The 23,692-nt window shown below is 64.2% G+C and carries 19 protein-coding genes and 2 tRNA genes; 15 read left to right on the top strand and 6 right to left on the bottom strand.

Annotated elements, in window-relative coordinates:
* The coding region (locus GPT33_RS07015) for a DUF4407 domain-containing protein (protein WP_296806780.1) at positions 1 to 1,502 on the bottom strand (1,502 nt) is incomplete at its 3' end.
* A 245-nt stretch (positions 1,503 to 1,747) separates the two neighbouring features.
* Positions 1,748 to 3,040 (bottom strand): hydroxylamine reductase, encoded by a 1,293-nt coding sequence (hcp, locus tag GPT33_RS07010; RefSeq protein WP_296806779.1) that lies wholly within the window; start codon positions 3,038 to 3,040, stop codon positions 1,748 to 1,750.
* Between the two features lie 305 nt (positions 3,041 to 3,345).
* On the opposite strand from hcp, the gene GPT33_RS07005 reads away from it, so the two are divergent.
* The 4 genes from GPT33_RS07005 (at position 3,346) to GPT33_RS06990 (ending at position 6,325) form a co-directional block, all read left to right on the top strand.
* Positions 3,346 to 4,113, top strand: coding sequence for a carbonic anhydrase family protein (locus tag GPT33_RS07005; protein WP_296806777.1), 768 nt, complete (start codon positions 3,346 to 3,348; stop codon positions 4,111 to 4,113).
* A 185-nt stretch (positions 4,114 to 4,298) separates the two neighbouring features.
* The gene (locus tag GPT33_RS07000; protein ID WP_296806775.1) at positions 4,299 to 5,174 is read left to right on the top strand and encodes a hypothetical protein; all 876 of its coding nucleotides are present in this window, start codon (positions 4,299 to 4,301) and stop codon (positions 5,172 to 5,174) included.
* Positions 5,152 to 5,763 carry a chromate transporter gene (locus tag GPT33_RS06995; RefSeq protein WP_296806773.1) on the top strand — a complete coding sequence of 204 codons (612 nt, stop codon included), beginning with the start codon at positions 5,152 to 5,154 and terminating at the stop codon, positions 5,761 to 5,763. The genes GPT33_RS07000 and GPT33_RS06995 overlap by 23 nt, the downstream gene beginning before the upstream one ends.
* Before the next feature lie 4 nt (positions 5,764 to 5,767).
* Positions 5,768 to 6,325, top strand: coding sequence for a chromate transporter (locus GPT33_RS06990; RefSeq protein ID WP_296806771.1), 558 nt, complete (start codon positions 5,768 to 5,770; stop codon positions 6,323 to 6,325).
* Positions 6,326 to 6,539: 214 nt separating this feature from the next.
* Here GPT33_RS06990 and GPT33_RS06985 read toward each other — a convergent pair.
* The 3 genes from GPT33_RS06985 to GPT33_RS06975 form a co-directional block, all read right to left on the bottom strand.
* Positions 6,540 to 6,616 (bottom strand) — tRNA-Met (locus GPT33_RS06985).
* Between the two features lie 255 nt (positions 6,617 to 6,871).
* Positions 6,872 to 7,963, bottom strand: a complete 1,092-nt coding sequence (ychF, locus tag GPT33_RS06980) for a redox-regulated ATPase YchF (RefSeq protein ID WP_296806769.1) — start codon at positions 7,961 to 7,963, stop codon at positions 6,872 to 6,874.
* A gap of 146 nt (positions 7,964 to 8,109) precedes the next feature.
* The gene (locus GPT33_RS06975; RefSeq protein WP_296806767.1) at positions 8,110 to 9,600 is read right to left on the bottom strand and encodes a mannose-1-phosphate guanylyltransferase/mannose-6-phosphate isomerase; all 1,491 of its coding nucleotides are present in this window, start codon (positions 9,598 to 9,600) and stop codon (positions 8,110 to 8,112) included.
* 483 nt (positions 9,601 to 10,083) lie between these two features.
* Here GPT33_RS06975 and GPT33_RS06970 point away from each other — a divergent pair, with 483 nt between their 5' ends.
* From GPT33_RS06970 to katG, 4 genes are all read left to right on the top strand, one after another.
* A complete protein-coding gene (locus GPT33_RS06970; RefSeq protein ID WP_296806765.1) occupies positions 10,084 to 10,896 on the top strand; it encodes an inositol monophosphatase family protein in 813 nt (270 codons plus the stop codon).
* Positions 10,897 to 10,960: 64 nt separating this feature from the next.
* Positions 10,961 to 11,404, top strand: a complete 444-nt coding sequence (locus GPT33_RS06965) for a tetratricopeptide repeat protein (protein ID WP_296806762.1) — start codon at positions 10,961 to 10,963, stop codon at positions 11,402 to 11,404.
* Positions 11,405 to 11,526: 122 nt separating this feature from the next.
* Positions 11,527 to 11,613 (top strand) — tRNA-Leu (locus tag GPT33_RS06960).
* A 543-nt stretch (positions 11,614 to 12,156) separates the two neighbouring features.
* Positions 12,157 to 14,331 (top strand): catalase/peroxidase HPI, encoded by a 2,175-nt coding sequence (katG, locus tag GPT33_RS06955; RefSeq protein ID WP_296806760.1) that lies wholly within the window; start codon positions 12,157 to 12,159, stop codon positions 14,329 to 14,331.
* A gap of 164 nt (positions 14,332 to 14,495) precedes the next feature.
* On the opposite strand, the gene GPT33_RS06950 is transcribed toward katG, so the two are convergent.
* Positions 14,496 to 16,079 carry a glycosyltransferase family 39 protein gene (locus tag GPT33_RS06950; protein WP_296806758.1) on the bottom strand — a complete coding sequence of 528 codons (1,584 nt, stop codon included), beginning with the start codon at positions 16,077 to 16,079 and terminating at the stop codon, positions 14,496 to 14,498.
* Between the two features lie 298 nt (positions 16,080 to 16,377).
* Between GPT33_RS06950 and GPT33_RS06945 the strand changes: the two genes are divergently transcribed.
* The 7 genes from GPT33_RS06945 to GPT33_RS06915 form a co-directional block, all read left to right on the top strand.
* Entirely contained in the window at positions 16,378 to 16,794 is a 417-nt protein-coding gene (locus tag GPT33_RS06945; RefSeq protein ID WP_296806755.1) for a hypothetical protein, read from the top strand.
* 238 nt (positions 16,795 to 17,032) lie between these two features.
* A complete protein-coding gene (locus tag GPT33_RS06940) occupies positions 17,033 to 17,437 on the top strand; it encodes a hypothetical protein (RefSeq protein ID WP_296806753.1) in 405 nt (134 codons plus the stop codon).
* A 153-nt stretch (positions 17,438 to 17,590) separates the two neighbouring features.
* Positions 17,591 to 18,403 (top strand): TOBE domain-containing protein, encoded by an 813-nt coding sequence (locus GPT33_RS06935; protein WP_296806751.1) that lies wholly within the window; start codon positions 17,591 to 17,593, stop codon positions 18,401 to 18,403.
* A 91-nt stretch (positions 18,404 to 18,494) separates the two neighbouring features.
* Positions 18,495 to 19,247 (top strand): molybdate ABC transporter substrate-binding protein, encoded by a 753-nt coding sequence (gene modA / locus GPT33_RS06930; RefSeq protein ID WP_296806749.1) that lies wholly within the window; start codon positions 18,495 to 18,497, stop codon positions 19,245 to 19,247.
* A 170-nt stretch (positions 19,248 to 19,417) separates the two neighbouring features.
* Positions 19,418 to 20,095, top strand: a complete 678-nt coding sequence (gene modB, locus GPT33_RS06925) for a molybdate ABC transporter permease subunit (protein ID WP_296806747.1) — start codon at positions 19,418 to 19,420, stop codon at positions 20,093 to 20,095.
* 7 nt (positions 20,096 to 20,102) lie between these two features.
* Complete coding sequence (gene modC / locus GPT33_RS06920) at positions 20,103 to 21,188, top strand: molybdenum ABC transporter ATP-binding protein (protein ID WP_296806745.1); 1,086 nt, start codon at positions 20,103 to 20,105, stop codon at positions 21,186 to 21,188.
* Positions 21,189 to 21,663: 475 nt separating this feature from the next.
* On the top strand, positions 21,664 to 23,692 hold a 2,029-nt coding region (locus GPT33_RS06915; RefSeq protein WP_296806743.1), incomplete at its 3' end, for a diguanylate cyclase.

Here is a 23,692-nt window from a genome sequence, read left to right as displayed (position 1 = left end):
CGCAGACGCTGCTCGCTCTCGTAGGCCGCCACCTCGATCTCGCGGCGGCGGCGGGCCAGATCCAGCTCCTGATCAAGGTTCTCACGCCGACGCTCGACGAGTGTCTCGGCGACCGACTCTTCCGCCAGGCGCATCCGCATCGGCTCGGCAGCCGCCAGGCGCGTCTCCTGCTCAGCAAAATGACCGGCCGGATCGAGCTCGTAGCCTCGCCAAAGGCGCGCGAACTCGACCGGACTCAGGCGCTGCGCGTGATCCTCCGGACAGGCGAAGCCGGGGATCCCCGACAGTGCACCGTCGAGATACTTGCGGTACTGATACTGCAAGGCTTCGCTGAAATAGGCCCGCACCGCCGCCGGCTCGAACAACTTCAACGCAATCAGCGAGAAGAAGAGGATCGCCAACGCCGCCTGTGCAAAGCCCTCGACCGTCTCGAAGTGAGGCACACCCGCCTCATCCGGGCTCTCGCGCAGCGCCTGCAATGCCTTGGAGCGCGCGGCAAAGGTCAAACGCGGCGGCAGCTCCTCGGGCTGCGCGGCGGCCACCTCGGCACGAATGCGGTCCATGCGCTCCTGCTGCTCCAGACGGATGCGTTGGAGCTCATCCGTGCGCGCTCTCAGACGCGCTTCTTGATCCGCGATCGTCTGAGCAATCTCGGCGATACGCCGATCGATCTCGTCCTGCTTTTCGGCCAGCGCGGCGACGAGAGCATTCACCCGCGTGTCCCATTTGCGAGCTTCCGGACCATAGCCTTCCGGCCGGTCGCCGCGTCCGTGGATCTCGTCGCCGAGGCGCTCCTGCGCAGCGGCGAGCTCGGTGCGCAGCACCGTGATCTCCGGGGTGTACTCGGCCGCGATCTGATCGCGGCGTAGCCGCTCGGCATCGAGCGAACGGCTCAGGCGCTCGACGTCCTCCTCCAGCGGAGCGATCAGCCCCCCGTAGCGTGCCTCGACCTCTTGGGCACGCACGGCGACCTGGGCCTGAAAGGCCGAATCGCGCTCGGCGTAATACTGCTCGACCAAGCGCTGGTGGTAGCTTTCGATGTCGTCGGCGCGAATCAGCTTGGCCAGAAAAGGTGCGGTCACATAGAGCGAGACCGCCACGATCAGCACCCGGACCAGCAGCCCGAAGAACCAGCGTGCACCGGCACCCCGCTCGTCGAGTCGAGGGTCCCGAAGAACACCCCCGAGGGCACCCCGGGCACGACTCGGACGCTCGGACATGACCAGTGAGGCGTCGACGATCCAGATGATCGCGAACATGAGCACGAACATGAAGAGGCCGGCGACCGGTCGGAGCCAGGCCGCCGCCTGCGGAACGATCGAGGCACCGACAAAACCCCAGACGATGCCTTCGATACTGGCCATCAGGAAAATGATGACCCAAGCGAAACCGAGCCAGACCGCAACGGCCGGCGTGACGAGGCTGTCGCCGTAAGGACGCAGCCGCAGCGTATTCAACGAAGGGACCTTGAAAAAGCGCCGAGATCGCCGCCCGAGATCCATGTTCCTACCCTCCCTTGACGAGTGCGAGCACCGCAATCAAGACAGGATAAACCATCGGCGGGCCTTCACCGACCCCATGAGCAAATAGGCGGGCGATGCCGCCCGAACGCGCGAGACGCGGCACCCGAAAGGGGTCGGATACCGCCGACGCGCCTTCACCTCGATTCAAACCGCGCCGAGGCCGACGCGGCCGCTTCCTCCGAGCACGCGCCACCTCGAACGCCGTCGATCACCCCGAGCGCAGCTTAAGCGGTCATCGCGAGGCGCAGATCCCCTTCGGCATCGTTCCCGCTCAGGCGCAGGTCAAAGCGCTCCTGAAGAATCGCGAAGACGTTCGGCGAGACGAAGGCCGGCGCGTTCGGACCCAGGGTGATGCCCTTGACCCCGAGGCTGAGCAGCGTCAGCAAAACAGCGACGGCCTTCTGCTCGAACCAACTGATGACCAAGGTCAGCGGCAGCTCGTTGACACTGCACTCGAAGGCCTCCGCCAAGGCGGACGCCACCGCGATGGCGCCGTAGGCGTCGTTGCACTGACCCATGTCCATGAGGCGCGGGAAACCCAGATGCTCGCCGTACTCGTGATCGCGGATCCGATACTTGCCGCAGCCCAACGTCAGGATGAATGAATCATCGGGCGTGGCCTGCGCGTAGTCGCTGAAATAATTGCGGCCCGGATCCGCCCCGTCGCATCCGCCGATCACGAAGAAGCGGCTGATCTGTCCGGCCTTGACGGCATCGACGATCGTCTGAGCGTGATCGAGCAGCACCGTGCGGTGAAACCCGACGGTCGACTCCCCAGTGATCTGCTCCTCGCAGGGCTCGCAACGCAGCGCCTCGGCGAGCACCGCGCTGTAATCGCCGTCGCGGATGCACTGACCGCCGGGCACAGCCGTGCCGCGGGTCGTGTACAGGCGGCCCTTATAGCTCTGGGGAGGAATCAAAACACAGTTGGTTGTCGCCACCACCGGACCGGGGAAGGCCGCAAACTCTCGCTTCTGATTCTGCCAAGCACCCCCGTAATGACCGACCAGGTTTGGATGAGCTTGAAAGAAGGGATACATGTGCGCGGGCAGCATTTCGCCGTGCGTGTAGACCCTGATCTCGGTCCCTTCGACCTGCTCGAGCAGATCCCGCAGGTCCGCCAGATCGTGGCCCGTGACGAGGATCCCGCGGCCCGCCTGCGTGCCCTCCTTCACCTTGGTCGGCGCCGGCTTGCCGAAGGCCTCGACGTGACCTTCGTCGAGCATCTGCATGACGCGCAGGTTCAACCGCCCGCATTCAAGACAGAATTCCAGCAGGCTCTTCACATCGAAGTTGACGTTGGTCATGGTCGCGAACAGCGCCTCCTCGATGAAGGCGGACACGGTCTCGTCGGACTTGCCCAAACGCCGCGCATGATGGGCATAAGCGGCCATCCCCTTCAGACCGTAGAGCAACATCTCTTGTAGGGACTGGACATCGGCGTCCTTGCCGCACATCCCGGGTGAGGTGACGCAGGCGGTCTTACGGTAGGTCTGTTCGCATTGGTTGCAGTGCATGGGTGCCTCTAAATCGAATCGGGATCAAGGTGCCCTCGTCGCGCCGACACAACCGGAGTCGTTCCGCGGTGCCGATCAAAGGGGCGGGTAGTCTGGCGAGGGCCTAACGGGGTCTCCTTGACTTAGATCAAGACGCGTCGGCACGAGGGGCCGCGAGCACGGCCGCACACGACTCCAAGCCTCAGCCGAGCATCGCTTTTCGAGCAGCAACACCGTTATGCTTTGCAGCATCGTCGAGTCGTTCAACGCCGACGCCAACCACGCCGGCCATCAGCGACCCGACCGGCGCCCGATTCACTCTATCCATGACGAGACATACCATGACGCGCACGGCGATCGCGACCTTAACCATGATCCTCGGCACCGGGCTCATCGGCACCGGACTAGTCTGTGCAGGCGAAGGGACACACTGGGGCTACTCGGGCGCCGAGGGTCCGGAACACTGGGGCGAGATCGACCCGCATTTCACCGTCTGCAAGACGGGCAAGGCTCAAACGCCGATCGACATCACGAGCCGGGTCGAGGCCGATCTGCCGCGTATCGGCTTCCACTACAAGCCGGGCGGGCATGACGAGGTGAACAACGGGCACACCATCCAGGTCGACTATGATGCGGGCAGCACCATCACGCTGGACGGGCGCGAGTACAGCCTGAAGCAGTTCCATTTCCACACCCCCAGCGAAAACCACATCGACGGCAAAGCCTTCCCGATGGAGGCGCACCTGGTGCATGCCGACGCCGAGGGCCACCTCGCGGTCATCGCGGTCATGTTCGAGGAAGGCCCCGAGAATCTGGCGCTCGCCACGCCTTGGGCGGCCATGCCGCAGGCGCACGGCCGCACGGCGCACCTTGGAAGCAAGGCATCGGCCGAGGCGCTCCTGCCCGCTGACCGTGCCTACTACCGCTTCGACGGCTCGCTGACCACACCACCCTGCACCGAGGGCGTGACCTGGCTGGTCATGAAGCATCCGGTGAGCGCCTCGCACGGTCAGCTCGTGAAATTCGCACGGGTCATGGGTCACGCGAACAACCGGCCGGTCCAGCCGTTGAACGCACGGGTCATCCTGGAATAAACGGCGGAGTCCGGGGTCGGCGGCTCCGTTATGCTGGCCCCGACGACATCGGCCTCAAGGCCTCGCGTGGTCGGGTCGCGCGACACGGCACCTCGGTTCGAGGCTCGCCCGGTTGTATGCTTCCCACCGCGCCCGGCGCAGCGCCGACCGTACCCGACCTCCCCTCGCTTAGCCATGGTGTCACGATGAACGAAACCGCGGTCGAAGTGCTCAATACACCCTACTCGGACGTGCACTACTACGAGTGCAAGATCATCCTGCAACCCCACCACTTCATCACCGCAAAAGGCTTCAAGGAGTTCTGGTCGATCGTGTGTCGTTCGGCCAAGAAATGCGGCGTAAAGGTCAGGGAGGCCGAGGGCGCATTCGACAATCACGTGCGCGAGGTGCTCTTCTTCGATACACCGGGGTTCGACCTCTACAACAACCATTTCATCGTGAGGCTGCGCAGCTTTTATAAGGACGGTTGGCCGGACGGTATGCCCGAGCTCACGGTCAAGTTCAGGCACCCGGATTTCGAGACCGCCGCCGCCGTCGACGTCCGCCCGGCCACGCCGGGTGCACGGGTCCGCATCAAATTCAAGCAGGAGCTGCTTCCCTTGCGCGAGGGACTCGGCGGTTTTCGCTCGATCTATTCGCACAACTGTGTGCTGGCCACACCGCGCGAGCAGATCGACATGGCCGTCGAGGATCTCACGCGCGCCTTCCCCGCATTGCTTCAAGCAGGGGCCAAATCCGACGAGAGAATCGCTCTGGTCAAGGACCTCGCGGTCGAGGAGGTGCAGGTGAATGTCGGAGAGCTTCAGTTCGGGCACGGCATCAATGCGAAGACAACCATCGCGGTCTGGCGCAATCGTCAGCATGAGCGCCCGCTCTGCGGGGAGTTCGCCTTCCAATACAAATTCGATCGCCGGGAGGATCTAAAACGCGAGAGCATCGATCGGGCCGTCGAGTTCTACAAAACACTCCAAATGGACGCCTACGAATGGGTGACCCTTGGGACCACCAAAACCGGCATTGTCTACGGACTCGGGAACCATGCCTCGACCAATCGCGAATGAACCGAGCGCGGCCGACGCGCCGCCCTCGATCGGCAAGATCTTTACCGCCTTCGCCATGATCGGGGTGTCCAGCTTCGGCGGCGGGCTGGTCGCCTACCTGCGCGACGTGGTCGTCGATCGGGAGAAATGGCTCACGGGCGACGAGTTTCTCGGTGCGCTCGAGATCGGCCAGACCCTGCCCGGACTCAACTCCACCAACGTCGCGGTCATCGTCGGGCGCAAGCTGCGGGGACCGCGGGGGGCCGCTGCGGCAGCCCTCGGACTCATCTTGCCGGGCGTGGCGATCCTGATCGTCCTCGGGCTTCTCTATGTCCGGTTCCACAACAACCCGGATGTCGCGGCGGCCTTGGCCGGTGTCGCGGCTGCAGCCGTCGGACTGCTGCTGCAGGTCACGCTCAAGATCGGCGGGCGCAGTTTTCTCAGGCCCAAGGACCTGATGTTCATTATCCCGACCTTTCTCATGGTCGGCGTCTTTCATGTCTCGCTCGCCGCGACGCTGTTCTTGTTGGCGCCGATCGCGATCTGGCTCAATCGCCCGGAGTCTTTAAAGAAGAAGACCCCGGCGCCCTCCTCCGACCCGGAGCCCTGACATCATGTCCGACACCCTAAAAGAGCTCGTCGAATTGCTGAACGTCTTCGCCATGCTCTCGCTGATGGCGGTCGGCGGGGGCACCGCCGTGCTTCCCGAGATGGAGCACGAGGCCGTGGCCGTCCATCACTGGGTGACCTCCACCCAGTTCGCGTCTATCTACAGCCTGGGTCAGCTCGCGCCCGGACCCAACATGAGTATGGTCGGGATCATCGGCTATCACGCCGCCGGTGCCGCCGGGTTCTTCCTGGTGCTCTTCGCCTTCTACTTCCCCGCCTGCATGCTCACCTACGTGGTCAGCCACATCTGGGACAGCTATCGCGACAACCCCTGGCGCGACGCCGTCCAGCGCGGGTTGGCGCCCATCACCATCGGCCTGATGCTGGCGGGCGTCTATGCCGTGGGCAAGACAGCCAGCTTCAACCTGGATCGACCGCTCTGGTTCAACGGCGTGACCCTGGGCTTCGGTCTGGCGATCGTCCTGCTGCTGTTTTGGAAGCGGATCAACCCCGCCATCCTCATTCTGGCGTGCGGGGCGATCGGCTGGTTTGTGCTGCGTTGAGTAGATTTGCGGAAGGTCAAGGTTGTCGCTCGCATCGGCCGGAGCAACGAGTGGGAGATCGCAACGGGCTTGCTCTTCCAGAGGTGATCGATTGCGAGGCTTCGGTGAGCCGCCGAGATCATAAGCCCTGGATGCCGCAGGTCTAGTAAGAACGGAAGACCCTCAAGGCGAACCTCGGGATCTGCGACGCCGATGGGAGTCGGGGCGGGGGAAATGGTGGCTACGCCCTGACTCGAACAGGGGACCCTCGCATTATGAGTGCGATGCTCTAACCAACTGAGCTACGTAGCCAAACAAGACGCGGAATCATACGTTCCGGGCTCGGTGCAGTCAACCTCCGGAAATCCGATAGGCAGCACCGGAGAGTCGTCGGACGCGATTCACGCGGATGGGCCGCAGATTCATGCCGTCGGCGCGGGGAAGATGGGTTTCGCTTCGCTCTACCCATCCTACGGCCATCGTCGGCCGCGTCCGTGACCGCATCGGCGCGATGACCCTCCGCCCGAGCGACCGCGAGAGCGGATGGCCATGCCCTGCATGTCGCGGCTAAACGTTGAATCTGAAATGAACCACGTCGCCGTCTTTGACGATGTACTCCTTGCCCTCCGAGCGCAGCTTGCCGGCCTCCTTGGCACCCTGCTCGCCCTTGCAGGCGACGAAATCGTCGTAGGCGATGACCTCGGCACGGATGAAGCCACGCTCGAAATCGGTGTGGATGACGGCGGCGGCTTGCGGGGCGCGCACGCCGGCCGGGATGGTCCAGGCACGGACCTCTTTCGGGCCGGCCGTGAAATAGGTCTCGAGGCCCAACAGGCGGTAACCGGCCCGCACGACGCGGTTCAGACCCGGCTCGCTTAGACCCAGCTCGGCCAGGAACTCGTCACGCTCCTGATCCTCCAGATCGAAGATCTCGGCCTCGATGGCGGCGCAGACGGGAACGACCTCGGCACCTTCCTCGGCGGCGAGTGCGACGACCTTATCCAGGATCGGGTTGTCGACGAAGCCGTCTTCGGCGACGTTGGCGATGTAGAGGGTTGGCTTGGCCGTGAGCAGGAAGAGATCGCGGACCTCGCGCAGCGCCTCCGCATCCAAGCCCATCGCACGGACCGGCTTGCCCGCGTCGAGCTGGTCGCGGATCTGCTCGAGCAGGGCCTTGCGCGCCAGGATCTTCTTGTCGCCGGTCTTGACCATGCGCTCCGCGCGATCGAGGGCCTTGCTCACCGACTCCAAGTCAGCGAGGGCCAGCTCGGTGTTGATGACCTCGATGTCGTCCAGCGGATCCACGCGTCCGGCGACATGCACAACGTCGTCGTTCTCGAAACAACGCACCACATGGGCGATGGCATCGGTCTCGCGGATGTTGGCGAGGAACTTGTTGCCGAGCCCCTCGCCCTTGGACGCACCGGCAACCAGACCGGCGATGTCCACGAACTGCATGGTCGTCGGAAGCACCCGCTGCGGCTTCACCACGTCGGCAAGGACATCGAGGCGCGGATCCGGCAGAGGTACCACGCCGACGTTCGGATCGATCGTGCAGAAGGGGTAATTCTCCGCCGCGATCGTCGCCTTGGTCAGGGCATTGAAGAGGGTCGACTTGCCGACGTTGGGCAGGCCGACGATCCCGCATTTAAATCCCATGGCTGTGAAGGTCCGCTCGGAAAAACCCGCGATTCTACAGGAGCCGGGGCGCCCTCGCCCCGGTTTTCAAGGCACCTGACTCCGCTGCATGGGGAGCACGAGGGCCGGACGGCTCGCCGATCGCGAGGCGTCCGCTGTGCAAACGATCAGTGCGTCTCCTTCGCCCCGCGGTTGTAGCGGTCCTCGAAGCGCACGATATCGTCCTCGCCCAGATAGCCGCCGGACTGGACCTCGATCAGCTCCAGCATAATCGAGCCCGGATTCTCCAAGCGATGCGAAGAGCCGACGGGAATGTAGGTCGACTGATTCTCGGTGAGCAAAAACGACTTGTCTTCGCAGGTCACCCGCGCGGTCCCGGAGACGACGATCCAATGCTCGGCGCGATGATGGTGCATCTGCAGCGACAGAGATTCGCCGGGCTTCACGATCAATCGCTTCACCTGATAGCGCGGCCCCTGCCCGATCGCCTCGTAGGACCCCCAGGGACGATGAACACGCTGGTGGTGGCGATACTCGTTGCGCTGCTCGTGCTGCAGGAACTGGGTCACCGCCTTGACGTCCTGCGCATGCTCCTTGGACACCACCAGGACGGCATCCGGGGTCTCGACCACGATCAGGTCCTCGACCCCGACGGCGGCGACCATGCGGTGATGGGCGATCAGCAGATTGTTGCGGGCGTCGTGGACGAAGGCATCGCCGTCGAGCACATTGCCTGCCGCATCCTGATCGCGGACCTCCCAGAGTGCCGACCAGGCGCCGACGTCGGACCAGCCGACATCCAGGGGCACCACGACCGCGGGCGGATTGGCACCCCCGGTGTCGCGGGCCAGGGGCTCCATCACGGCATAGTCGATCGAGTCGCCCGGACAGGCGCCGAAGTGTTCGGCATCCAGACGAAGAAAGTCCCCGTCGTGGGTGGCCGCTTCAAAGGCGCTCGCCACGGCTTGCGCGATATCCGGACGAAACCGCTCGATCAACCCCAGCCAGAGCGACGCTCGCAGAACGAAGATGCCGCTATTCCACAGATACTGGCCGGACTCCAGGTAGTCCTCGGCCGTCTCGACATCCGGCTTCTCGACAAATCCGTTGAGCAGGTAGGCGCTCCCGGATAGCCCCTCGACCTCATAGCCCCGACCCTGCCGGATATAGCCGTAACCCGTCTCGGGCTTGCTCGGAACGATCCCGAAGGTGACAACGGCGCCTTCGCGCGCGATCACGCATGCATCGGCCACGGCCGCTCGGAATCCGACCTCGTTGCGGATGGTATGGTCGGCCGGCATCACCAGCAGAACCGGATCGCTTCCGCCTCGGATCGCCGACAGGGCCGCCAAGGTCAGCGCCGGTGCGGTATTGCGGCCCTTGGGCTCGAGGATAATCTCGGCCGGGCGCCGCCCCATCACGCGGAACTGCTCGGCGACGAGGAAGCGGTGGGACTCGTTGCAGACCACGATGGCGTCAATCTGACCGACGGCTTGGCGCGGATGCTCCTCGTCGAGCCCGTCGAGTCGGCGCACCGTCTCCTGCAGCATGGTGTGCTCGCTGGTGAGCGCCAAAAACTGCTTCGGGTAGGCCTCGCGCGAGAGCGGCCATAGCCGCGTTCCCGAGCCGCCGGAAAGGATGACGGGTTGTAATGGCATCGACGCACTCCTGGTCAAGGATTCCGGATCGTTTACAAGTGGCCAAGATTAACGCAATTCGGTCGATTCGACCTCCGAAGCGGTGTGCTAAACCGCGTCCAGAGCGAGATGCTGAATTTTCGAGTGAGTTCGAAGTTTGGTGCATGCACAGCCTTTGGCGGGGATGCGGTTTAAATAATATATTTTTTAATAACTTAAACCGCGCCGGCTCCAGCGCTCGTCAAATCGGCCGGGGCCGATCCAATCCAAAAACATCGCATACCGCGCTGGGCGCGGTTTAAGTGTGCTCGACCTCGATCCTCAGGCCGGCGCATCGGGTCGGCGTGCCCTCGTGACCTCCGCCGAGCACGGCGTACTCGCCGCTGCGCTGAATCACCCGCGGTTGCATCTTTCCCGCGATCGCCTCACCTGTGCCACCAAGGGGAGCCACGGGCAATCGCCCTCGGACGCGCGCATGAACACCGAGCCAACCAGAGATCCAAGATGACACCCGACCCGAATCTGATCGGCGAGATCCTGCGCGAAGCCGCAGCCACCGAGATCATGCCTCGCTTTCACAGCATTCTCGCCGAGCGCAAGGCCGACGGCAGCCTGGTCACCGAGGCTGATTTCGCGACCCAGGCACGGATCGTCGAGGCGATTGCACGGGAGTTCCCGAGCACCCCTCTGTTGGGCGAGGAGATGACCCCGGAGGATCAACGCCGCCTCCTCGCCGAGGCCGACACCGGCGTCTGGATCCTGGATCCGCTTGACGGCACCGGCAACTACGCCAGCGGCTTCCCCGGCTTTTCGATCTCCCTGGCCTTCATCGAGCATGGACAGGCGACGTTGGGCGTTATCCTTGACCCGGTGCGCGGCGAGTGCTTCTCCGCGGTGCGCGGCGGCGGTGCGACGCTCAACGGCGCGCCCATCCGCCCCTTCGCCCCCGGCCCGAATCTCGGCGACTGCCTGGCGATGATCGACATGAAACGTCTGCCTCCCGAGCGCATTCCCGCGCTCTTCCGGCCCGGCGGCTTTCGCTCCCAGAGGAACCTGGGGTCGGTCGCACTGGACTGGTGCTGGTTGGCCGCGGGCCGCTACCAGCTCTATCTGCACGGCGGCCAGAAACTCTGGGACTATGCCGCGGGGCACCTGATCGCCTCCGAGGCCGGCGCCGCGTCACGGCTCTACGCCGATCGGGGCGCCACGGAGGCTACCGACCTCAGCCTGTCCCCAAGACTCGCCGCTGCGGCGTCAGACGACGCGCTGCTGCAACGCTGGCTCGACTTCGTCGGCCTGCCGATGCACTCCACCTGAGCGAGGCACGCCAGCGCGCAGACGCGGCCGCATCCACCGACACCATCACGACGAGGAATCCTCCATGACCGAAGAGATCAGCGACCTTGACATGGCCCTGTCGAGCGGCATCACCGCCTTCGAATACAAACAATTCTCGCGCGCCGCTGGCCTCCTCTCCCCGCTCGCCGAGCAGGGCATCCCGGACGCCCAGTATCGCATCGCCATCATGGCCCAGAACGGTCTCGGCATGCTGCCGAACCCGCTGCTCGCCTACACATCCATGAAGCGCGCGGCCGAGGCCGGCCTCGCCCTCGCCCAACACGGGCTCGCCTTCATGTACATGGAAGGCGAATGCACCGACAAGAATCCGGAAAAGGCCGTGCATTGGTTCAAGAAGGCCGCCGAGCAAGGTCTCGTCGGCTCCCTGACCACACTCGCCATGATGTACGAGCAAGGCCACGGCGTGGAGAAGGATCTCGACGAGGCCAATCGGCTGTATCGGCTCGCCGGTTTCGACGAACGCTGATCCGCGCCGAGGGGCTCGCACCGCTCGATACCGGCGCGGTCAGGCCCGACCGACGACATCCACGCCCTTCGCGGACGGGGTACCCATGATTACGTACAGCGGGTATACTGCACAGCTGCGTTGCCGGGGTGGCGAAATTGGTAGACGCATCAGACTCAAAATCTGACGGGAGCGATCCCATGCCGGTTCGAGTCCGGCCCTCGGTACCAATAAAAGACAAGGGGTTAGGCCAAAAGCCTAGCCCTTTTTTTCTGTCGGGCTCAATGGCGCACTTGCTCGCAACACACCACCGCAATCGAGCTTGACCCTCTGAGACGCAAGCCGGAACGGGGCGAATCAGCCCGGCCGAACGCTGTTTTAGAAAGCAAGCCGAACAAGACAGACGGCACCCGCTTCGAGTAAACCAGCCATCACCTTGCAGAACGGCACGCGAGGAGCTTCGCCAGGTCATCAGCCACCCACCAAATGGACCTTACCTCGCCCCCGAGCGTAAGCGTTTTACTATCGTATTACCTAACTCGATCGGCCCAGACAATCCATGGGATACGACTAAACGATTATGCCCCTACCCAGCCCGAGTCTATTCTAAGGACTAGACACCACGCCGGGCTCGATGAGCCCAATTCACGACCTTGCGGAGATGACCGGGTCGGCGACATTCGGGCTCGAGATTCCGCCGCAGGATCGGCTCCAGCCGAGCAGCGCTCGGTGCATGAGCACTTCATTCAACGAAGAGACGAGGCGAGATTGATATGGATACAGACCTTACGACGACTTCCGGCAAATGCCCCGTGATGCACGGCGGCAATACCTCCGCCGGAACATCTGTCATGGACTGGTGGCCGAAAGCGCTCAACCTCGACATCCTCCATCAGCACGACACCAAGACGAATCCGATGGGGCAGGACTTCAACTATCGTGAAGCGGTCAAGACACTCGACGTCGCGGCGCTCAAGAAAGACCTGCAGGCACTGATGACCGACAGCCAGGACTGGTGGCCCGCGGACTGGGGCCATTATGGCGGTCTGATGATCCGGATGGCCTGGCACGCCGCGGGCACTTACCGGATTGCGGACGGCCGCGGCGGTGCCGGCACCGGCAATCAACGCTTTGCTCCGATCAACAGCTGGCCCGACAACGTGAACCTGGACAAGGCACGGCGTCTTCTTTGGCCCATCAAGAAGAAATACGGCAACAAGATCAGCTGGGCCGATCTGATCGTGCTCGCCGGTAATGTGGCCTATGAATCGATGGGGCTGAAGACCTACGGTTTTGCCTTTGGCCGCGAGGACATTTGGCATCCGGAGAAGGACACCTACTGGGGCTCGGAGAAGGAATGGCTGGCCCCCAGCGATAACCCAGACAGCCGTTATTCGGGCGATCGGGAGCTGGAAAACCCCCTGGCCGCCGTGATGATGGGACTGATCTATGTCAATCCCGAGGGCGTTGACGGCAAACCCGACCCGCTGCGGACGGCGCACGACGTGCGCGTCACCTTCGCGCGTATGGCCATGAACGACGAGGAAACCGTCGCCCTGACCGCCGGTGGCCATACCGTGGGCAAGTGCCACGGCAATGGCGACGCGGGTTTGTTGGGGCCGACACCCGAAGCGGCCGATGTGGAGGAGCAGGGACTCGGGTGGAACAACCACACCAGCCGCGGGATTGGCCGCGACACCGTCTCCAGCGGCCTGGAAGGCGCCTGGACGACCCATCCCACCCGGTGGGACAACGGCTACTTCGCCATGCTGCTCGACCATGAGTGGGAGCTCAAAAAGAGCCCGGCCGGCGCCTGGCAGTGGGAGCCCAAGGACATCAAGGAGGAAGACAAGCCCGTCGATGTCGAAGATCCCTCGATCCGCTACAACCCGATCATGACCGATGCCGATATGGCCATGAAGATGGACCCGGCCTATCGGGAGATCTCAGAGCGGTTTCACAAGGATCCAGACGCTTTGTCGGAAGCGTTTGCACGTGCCTGGTTTAAGCTGACCCATCGCGACTTGGGTCCGAAGACGCGCTACATCGGCCCCGATGTTCCGCAGGAAGACCTCATCTGGCAGGATCCGGTGCCCGCAGGCCGCACTGATTACGACGTCGACGCCGTGAAGGCCAAGATTGCAGCCGCGGGTCTGAGCGTCGGCGACATGGTTGCCACCGCCTGGGACAGCGCGCGGACCTTCCGTGGCTCGGACATGCGCGGCGGCGCCAATGGTGCGCGCATCCGCTTGGCCCCGCAAAAGGACTGGGAGGGCAACGAGCCCGCGCGTCTAAGCAAGGTTCTGGACGTGCTCAGGGGCATCGCGGCCGAGACCGGCGCCAGCCTGGCCGATGTCATCGTCCTGGCCGGCAATGTCGGGATCGAGCAGGCGGCCAAGGCAGCCGGTGTCGACATCAGTGTTCCCTTTGCCCCCGGTCGTGGCGATGCCACCGACGAGATGACGGATGTCGAGGCATTCGAGCCCCTTGAGCCGATCCATGACGGGTATCGCAACTGGCTCAAGAAGGACTACGTGGTCAGCGCCGAGGAGCTGATGCTCGACCGGACGCAGCTGATGGGCCTGACCGCCCATGAGATGACGGCGCTCGTCGGCGGCATGCGGGTGCTGGGCACCAATCACGGCGGCACCAAGCACGGCGTCTTCACCGATCGGGAGGGTGCCCTGACGAACGACTTCTTCGTGAATCTGACGGATATGGCATTCACCTGGAAGCCGGCAGGCAATAACCTGTATGAAATCCGCGACCGCAGGACGGGTGAGGTCAAGTGGACGGCGACCCGAGTGGATCTCGTCTTCGGATCCAACGCGATCCTCCGCGCCTATACCGAGGTCTATGCGCAAGACGACAACCAGAGGAAGTTCGTGCAAGACTTCGTGGCCGCATGGACCAAGGTGATGAACGCCGACCGCTTCGATCTGGCTTAGGCGCTGTCCGGGTATCGGCATCCCGACGATGCATCGCTTCGAGGGGCGACTTCGGTCGCCCCTTGCCCGGCGTTCGATCTAAAGGAGTGCGAGGGTCGGCGCCTCCTCCTTGACCAAATCCTCGGCGGTCTTGTCGCCGCAAGCCGGATTCTCATCGGCGTCCGTCAGCGCTTACCGGACGGGCGCACCAGAAACCATTGCCATGTCCCCGCGATCGGCTCCAGCATGGTATCGGGCCCGACGGATGCCCTCAGCTCCTCGCTCGGCAGCAGTAGAACCAGACCGCCGAAGTCGTCGCGACGCGTCGGCGGTTCGTCATGGGAGCCGTATCCCAGAATCCGGACATGGTCTCCGAGCCGATACGCCAGCGAGACCAGCTCACCCGCCGCGACACCGCTCGGACTGACCACAACCAGCGGTCGCTCGAGTGCGTTCACCGTCCGCGCCACCTCGGGATTCCAAGCGCTGAAGTGCTTGTTCCACCAGGTCTCGGCGCTCAGGATTCGCCACTGGGAGTACCCACCGAGGACCATCACGACCGCCAGGACAACCGCGGCGACGATACGAGACGTACCGCGGCGGGCGAGCGCCGTGCCGAGGACCCAGGCCAACATCAACTGCACGGCGAGCACTGCCGGCAAGCCGTAGCGTACGTGCAGCGAACGGCTTCCGCCAAACAGCAGATCCGGGCCGAGCACGACTCCGAGATAGGCCAGAGCGATCAGCACGAGCAGCCAGAGGCGGGGACGCGGAGCGCGTACCAGATAGAAGAACAAACCCGCCGCCGCCGGAACAAGCAACCACAACGACACGGGTGGCGGTTGCGGATTCGGACTCACGTCCAGAAAGGCGCGAACGATGTGGCCGGCCCATGCGAGCAGGTTACGTTGCGCACCCACCGCTCGGTCCATCCACTCGGTATGACCGACCGTGGCCCCGAAGCCAGCGAACAGAACGAGGATCCAGGGCAGGAACAGGACCGAGGCCACACCGACGGCCAAGAGCCATGACCGGATCGGAAGCTCTTGCACGCGCCGGCGCAGATCGGACGACGGCGCGGCGCCGAGCCACAGGTAGGCCGCATGGACGGGGAGCATGAGCGCGAACAGCAGATGACTGTAGAGACCGAGTGTCGTCATCAGCCCGTAGAGCCACCAATCGCGCGGCCGGTTGCGATCCAATGCATGCTGCAAAGCCGCGCTGGAGGTCAGGACCAAGAGTGTCCACAGAGCGTACTGACGGGCCTCCTGAGCGTAGAGGAAGTGCAGCGGCGAGATCGCAACAAAGGCGGCCGCGACCCAAGGCACCGGCCCACGCCCGAAAAGCTCCCGCATCAACCAAAATGCGCCGATCGGCAGCAGACAACCGAACACGGCGGAAGTCCCGCGCAGCGCCGTCACCGGATCGAGCGGCAGCATGGCGGTCACACGGCCCAGCAGATAATAGAGCGGTGCGTGCTCGGGATGCTCGGCCAGCGCCTGCAGGGTGTCTCCCCAGCTCTTCGCAGGGTTCGGCCACTGAAATACCAGAATCTCGTCGGGTGTCAGCAGCCGGCCGCTGAACAGCGTCTCCCAAAGTTCCGCGGGGTGGCCGAAGACCCGGACCAGCGTGAAGACCTCGTCGTGCCACACCGGCAGATGGTCCAAACCGATCAACCGAAAACCGGTGACCAGGACCAAGAGAACAATGGCGGCGATTGCCCATGACCGCGCTTGACCGTCATTGGCGGCCGCGGTCGAAGACGTCAAAGGGCGGGGAGCGAAGAACACGATCCTACAAGATCAGATCAGCGACTGGACTGGAGCGACTGGGGTGGAAAGCGTGCGGAGGGAGTATGCGTGACACGGGCGCCAAGCGTGATGAAGGAATTATGACAAGACCGAGACCGCCACCCCCATCATCCGTCTGCCGAGCGGACGCAAGCGCTCTACCTTCGAGGAGTACCGGCGCCGAGACAATGCGGCGCGGTGTTTGCTAGGGCAGCATGACCTGTTGCACGACCCAACACCGGCGCGTCGCCGGGCTCAACACGAAAGGGGACCCGTGATGGCTCCGCGTCTGATTATGTATCACAAGCAGTCCACCAGCGCCCGAACCCGCTTTTTGAGACTGCCCTACGGCGGCGTCTGCGGCTTCGCAGCCCTGCCGGACGAGTCTGTCGTCGAGGAGAGCGGCGCTACCTCGCCGAAGGTCGTGACCCACCCCGCACGGGTCCTGCGCGACGCCGAGGTGCGCCTCGGTCTGCCGAGCGGCAGTTTCGAAATGGAGCCGGGGTTTCGTTGCGAGGTCGTCGCCGGGGACGAGCGCACGCAGGTCTTTCTCGCGCGATTTACCAGTATCGATCCTCCGTTCGAAACGGCGCAGGCACACGGCAGCAGTTTCATCGACCTGACCCAGGCCAGAACCCTTGCGCCGGTCGAGCTTGATCTGCTGCGGCGCAGCTACGAGCGGATCTTGGGCTGATCGAGTAGGCAAGGTGGGCCGCGGGCGGTGCAATCTCCCGGATATCCTGGCCCGCGTGTCGGAGCGGCGGATCGCCCCGCCTCCTGTCCGCGTTTTTCCGGACGCATTACCGCGTCCAATGTAGGGTTTCCGCGCACGACGGTTCAATTGTCGCAACAACGACAGACCGCAGACGCGAAATCCGCGTTGAGGACCTCGGTTTCGAATGTCGATCCATCGATTGGCAGGAGCCACCACCATGACGAACGCGCCGTGCATCTATGGACATCGACCCGTACCCCACGGAGGCGGGTCGGCGTGGGAGTGCCGGCCGTCTTGGCGCGACGATTTGTGCCCGGTTTGGCTTGATCTCGTCGTACCGCCCCGCTCGTTCCGGGTGTTCCGAGATCATGAGATCGCCGCTCGGAGGGTTGTCGGCCATGACGGGAACGACATCCCCTGCTTCCAAGCCTATGACTACCGGCGGCTTGATGTCCGTTCGGACGACGACGAGGAGTTCTATATCGCCGTCGCCTACAGCGAGTCCTTGAGCGCGTGGCGCCTGCACGACGGACGCTGGCTGGTTTACCGTCGCATTGAACCTCTAGGCGAGGAAGACGCCGCCATATGCGCGCTGAGCATCGACGCGCGGATGCCTCGCTAAGGCCGACCTCGCCGGAAAAGCGCTTTGCGATCCACCCTAGCCCGGCCGGCGGCGGCCACGACAACCTCCCATCGAGGCACGCTTTATGCTTAGTCTATTATGCGTTATATCCTTCTGAACATAACGCCATCACCGGACCCTGCGACACCCACCATGACCGACGCCCCGGAAGACCGCATCGACACCGCCGCATCACTCTGGCTCGACCGCAATGATCAGGGCTTCGTCGGTCGCGGTCGCATCGAGCTGCTGCGCCGAATCGGTGCAACCGGATCGATCTCCCAAGCGGCCAAGGCCATGGGCATGTCCTACAAGCACGCTTGGGACGCTGTGGATGCGATGAACAACCTCTCTCCGCAACCGCTGGTCCAGCGGCGCACCGGCGGGCGCCATGGAGGGGGAACAGAGCTTACGGAAGAAGGCCGGCGTTTGATTGCCGTCTTCGAGGCGGCTGAACAGGAGCACAGAAAATTCCTCGCGAGGTTGCGCGAGGGCATCCGCGATTTCGATCGCTTTCACACCCTAATCGGAGCTTTGAATATGAAGGTCAGTGCCAGAAACAACCTGCGCGGGGTCGTCTCGGTTGTTAAACCGGGCGCAGTGAATGCCGAGGTGACGCTCGACGTCGGCGGTACACCGCTGGTCGCCATTGTCACCAACGAGAGCGTCCGGTCGCTCGGGCTCGCGCCGGGCTCCGAAGCCTATGCCTTGATCAAGGCGTCGTTCGTCATCCTGGCGACCGAGGACGGCGGGCTCAAGACCTCGGCGCGAAACCGACTCTGCGGAACGGTCGAACGCGTGACCGACGGGGCCGTCAATACCGAGGTGGTCCTCGCCCTCGACGGCGGCGCCCGCCTGACCGCCATTATCACGATGGAAAGCGCCAAGGATCTCGGAATCACCGAGGGAGGGCGTGCCTGCGCGCTCGTGAAGGCACCTCACGTCATCCTGGCCGTCAGCGACTGACCAGACGCCGAAGCTCATATTGAACGCGTCCTGCGTTATATCCAAGCGGATATGACGCAGGACATGCACTCTAAGAATCCGGAGACACCTGATGAAGACGACTCGATCCATGCTCCCCATCGTGCTGCTGGCCGCCGCCTGCGCTCCCGCGCAAGCCGACGACATCCAGGTCGCAGTGGCCGCCAACTTCACCGCTCCGATGAAGGAGATCACCGCTGCCTTCGAGAAGGAGACCGGCCATGTGGTCAAGGCCGCCTATGGTTCGACAGGCAAGTTTTACGCGCAGATCAAGAACGGTGCACCCTTCGAGGTGTTCATAGCCGCTGACGACACCACGCCGACCAAGCTGGTCGACGAGGGGGCCGCAGTCTCGGGAACCCAGTTCACCTATGCCGTCGGCTCACTGGTGCTCTGGTCGTCGAAGCCCGAGTTTGTCGACAGCGACGGCACCGTGCTGAAGTCGGGCGACTTCAACAAGGTGGCCATCGCAAACCCGAAGACCGCGCCCTACGGTGCCGCAGCGATCGAGGTCATGACCGGGCTGGGGTTGCTCGAGCAGGTGCAACCAAAGTTCGTGACCGGCGAGAACATCGCCCAAACCTTCCAGTTCGTCAGCACCGGCAATGCGGATTTGGGGTTTGTCGCCCTGTCCCAGATCATGGAGAAGGGCAAGATCACGGGCGGCTCCGCCTGGATGATTCCGGGCACGCTGCACAAGCCGATCCGCCAGGACGCGGTCGTCCTGTCGCCGGGGAAGGACAAGCCAGCGGTCGACGCACTGATGGAGTACCTCAAGGGGGACGAGGCGCAAGCCATCATCAAGTCGTTCGGCTATGAGATCTGATCACACGCGCGCCGGTCAGGGGTTCTTTGCAGGGTCCCTGATCGGCACCCCGGGCGGCTTGATCGGCTTGATCGGTGCTTGGGCGGAGCCGAGCTCCACCTCCCGGTGCGGGTCGGACTGTTTCGCCTCCGCACCTTGGAGGCGGTCATCATCATTGATCGGATCGCGCAATGTTTTTAAGTGAAACCGACCTGCAATCAATCTGGCTCACCCTGCGCCTCGCGGGTGTGGTCACCTTGATCCTATTCGTTGTGGGTACGCCCATTGCCTGGTGGCTGGCACGCACCCGATCGCGTCTCAAAGGACCGGTCGGGGCCGTGGTCGCCTTACCCTTGGTGTTGCCGCCGTCTGTCCTGGGCTTCTATCTGCTGGTAGCAATGGGGCCGAACGGGCCGGTGGGCCAGTTGACCCAGGCGCTGGGCATCGGCGTACTGCCCTTCACCTTCTGGGGTCTGGTGGTCGCCTCGGTCTTCTATTCCCTACCCTTCATGGTGCAACCGGTACAGAACGCCTTCGAGGCGATCGGCGACCGGCCGTTGGAGGTGGCGGCCACCTTGCGCGCCTCGCCGCTGGACACCTTCTTCTCCGTCGCCTTGCCGCTGGCGGCACCCGGCTTCGTCACCGCCGGGATCCTGACCTTTGCCCACACGGTGGGCGAGTTCGGCGTGGTGCTGATGATCGGCGGCAACATCCCCGGCGTGACCCGGGTGGCCTCGGTCCAGATCTATGACCACGTCGAGGCGATGGAGTACGGCGACGCCCACCGCCTCGCCGCCGTGATGCTGATCTTCTCCTTCCTGGTCCTACTCGCGCTCTATCTGTGGCGCCCGAACCCGAAGAACACCTGAGAGCACCATGGAACCGATCAACGCACGCTTCGACATCGACTGGCCGGGCTTCAACCTGACGGTAGACCTGGAGCTCCCCGGGCGCGGGGTCACCGGTCTCTTCGGACACTCGGGCTCCGGCAAGACGACCCTGCTGCGCTGTATCGCCGGCCTGGTCCGGGCGCCCAAGGGTCGGCTCGTCTTCCGCGGCGAGATCTGGCAAGACGAGAACACCTGGGTGCCGACACACCACCGCTCGCTCGGCTATGTCTTCCAGGAGGCCAGCCTCTTCCCGCACCTCACGGTGATGGGCAACCTGCGCTACGGGCAGAAACGAGCACCGGCGCCGGTCGCGGCCGAGGATCGGGTGAGCCTCGACCAAGCGATCGCACTCTTGGGTATCGCTCACCTGTTGACCCGCAAGCCGGATCGCCTCTCCGGCGGCGAGCGCCAGCGGGTCGCGATCGCCCGCGCCCTGGCAGTCAGCCCGCGGGTGCTGCTGATGGACGAGCCGCTTGCCGCCCTGGACATTGCGCGCAAGCAGGAGATCCTGCCCTACCTGGAGCGGCTGCATGACGAGCTGGCCATCCCGGTGCTCTACGTCAGCCACGCCCCGGACGAGGTCGCGCGCCTGGCCGATCATCTGGTGGTGATGGACGGCGGTCGCGTGCTCGCGAGCGGCCCGCTCAAGGAGACCCTGGCGCGGTTGGATCTGCCGATGGCCTTTTCCGAGGATGCCGGCGTCGTCATCGATGCCGTGGTCGCATCCCACGACGACAACTATCACCTATCGCGTTTGGATTTCCCCGGCGGCAACGTCGTCGTCGCTCAACGGAAGGAGCCGATCGGCCACCGCCTGCGTCTGCGTGTTCATGCCCGCGACGTCAGCCTCGCCCTCGAGCGCGCCACCGGTACCAGCATCGCCAACCTCCTGCCTGCCACCGTCGTCGAGATCGCCGACGCCGACACCCCTGGCCATTGTCTGGTGCGCCTGGATGCCGGCGGTACGCCGCTGATCGCGCGAATCACCCGCCGCTCGCTGGATCATCTCGGAGTCGCCCGCGGCAAGGCAATGTGGGCGCAAATCAAGGCCGTTGCCCTGCTGGGTGACTAAGCCGGACGGAACATCGGGGTCCGCAACAGCGCGATACGCCGAAACAAACCATGTTTCGATCAGAAGGAAGACCATCATGACGAACACTCTGCCGTGCGCGTCGGACGATGTCCGCGCCGGAGCGCGGATCCCGGTGACGTCGGCCCCGCACAACGTGCGAACCCTCGTGACGTCCAGGTGCGCTTCGCAAGCGATGGTCCCGACGCGGCCTGAGTGCCGCCTTGACAGGGACTTAGTACCTGTCTAGTTTGCCGAGTGAGGTCGCCTTGGCCGCCGAATTGCGCCGCAAGGCCCGTTGGATTTCCTTTCCGTCATCCGCCCACGCACCGGACCATAGCCGGTCTGCTCCGCGGGCCGGCGCACCGTCGAGGCTGGTCCGACGCATGACCGGCGCGAGGGCGTCGGGTATTCCAGTCGCTCGGGAATGGACTGCGGGAATGTCCGCTCTTTCACCAGGGTCGAGGACGCAGGGACCATGCGCAACGGCGTCGAGAAGGGGTTGACCGCGGAGTCGCAGCCGCCGGAAGAGCACCGCTCGAAAGACGCGGGGGACCCGAGCACGCCCGAAGCCACGATCCGGACACCCGACGCGCCTTCTGCGGGCTTCATTCCGCAGGAAGCGGGGGCTCCACTCAAGCAACCCCCCACCTCCTCGTCACAGTCGGAGGCGGACGCGAGCGCGAATCATCCGGCCGGCTCGGACCGCGATGTCGGTCCCCGAGCCGACCTTCGACCCGACCTCCCCGCGACCTGGTACCGGCATTTAGTGGAAAATCAGCCGGACCTGATCTGCGGATTCCTGCCCGATACGACCCTCACCTACGTGAACACGGCTTATGCCCGGTTTTTCGGCGCCCTCGCCGAAGACCTGATCGGCCGGCGCTTCATCGATTTCCTCGCCGCCGAGGATCGGGCCCGGGTCTTAGAGCAGCTGGCGAACATGGTCCCGGCAAGCCCCGAGTACCAGTACGAGCATGAGACCCGCGGATTCGACGGCGAGCCGCGCTGGCATCTGTGGCACGACTTCGCCCTGTTCGATGACGCGGGTCGCCCGAGGGAGTTCCAGTCCATCGGCGTCGACGTGACCGAGCGGCGGCGCGTCGAGCAAGCCCTGCGCGAGAGCGAGTATTTCCTGCGCAAATCCCAGGAGGTGGCAGGCCTGGGATCCTACCGTTACGACCCACGCGCCGATCGGTGGGTGAGCTCCACACAGCTCGATCGGATCTTCGGGATCGATGACGACTACCCCAGAGACACCGAAGGCTGGCTCGCGCTCATCCACCCCGAGCAGCGCGGGGAGATGGCGCACTATCTACACGACACCGTCCTGGCAGCGCGTCAGCCCTTCTCCCGTGAGTACCGGATCGTGCGGTCCATCGACGGGGCGGAACGCTGGGTACTCGGCCGCGGGGAGCTGGAGCTGGACGCCGACGGGGCACCCGTCGGCTTGATCGGGACCATCCAGGACATCACCGAGCGGCGACACCTCACGGACCGGCTTGCCTACGACGCCAGCCATGATCTCCTGACCGGCCTGCTCAACCGCGCGGAGCTGGAGCGCCGCCTTCAGGCGGCGTTGGCCGAGTCGAAGGCAGGCAGCCTGCATCACACCTTCTGCTACATGGACCTGGATCAGTTCAAGGTGATCAACGATACCGCCGGGCACGCGGCGGGGGACGAGCTGCTCAAGCAGATCGCCCGGTTGATCCCGACCATGATTCGCGATCACGACAGCTTGGCCCGAATCGGCGGAGACGAACTGGGACTCCTGCTCTTCGACTGCCCACTGGCGCTCGCCGAACCGATCGCCCGACGGATCGTCGAGCGGGTGCGCGGGCTTCGCTTCCAGTGGGGCGGGCGCAGCTACAGAACGGGGCTGAGCATGGGCGTCGCCGAGATCCACCCCGAAACCGCCGACACCGCCACCATCCTCTCGGAGGCCGACATCGCCTGCTACATCGCCAAGCAGACGGGGCGCAACCGCTACCACCTGTATCGCAGCGAAAACGATCAGACCGCATCCCACCACAATGACATGCTGAACGCCGCCGGGGTGCGCAATACCCTGGAGCAGGGCCGCTTGAGGCTTTATTACCAGCCCATTGTGAGACTCGGCGAACCCGACACATCGCCGGAGCACTACGAGGCGCTGTTGCGCGTCGTACCCGAGGACGGAGAGGGCGAACCCACGCTACCCCCCGGGTTCATCGGCGCCGCGGAGCGCTTCGGGCTGATGGACGAGATCGACCGCTGGGTCATTGCCCGAGCCCTGCACGATCACGGGTCGCAAACCGAGTCGCCGGGGGCGCGCATCGCGATCAATCTCTCGGGTAGCTCCCTGAGCGACGAAACCCTGCTGGCCTACATCGAAGGGCAGATCGATGCATCCGGCATGGCCCCCGAGCGCATCTGCTTCGAGATCACCGAGACCGCCGGCATCCAGAACCTGGACCGCGCGCTCGATCTAATGACCGCGCTGAAAGCACGCGGCTGTCAGCTGGCAC

The sequence above is a fragment of the Thiocapsa sp. genome (assembly GCF_011390875.1).
GTDB lineage: Bacteria > Pseudomonadota > Gammaproteobacteria > Chromatiales > Chromatiaceae > Thiocapsa.
The sequence above is the reverse complement of the archived record's forward strand: the minus strand, read 5'-3'. Positions and strand labels throughout refer to the sequence as shown.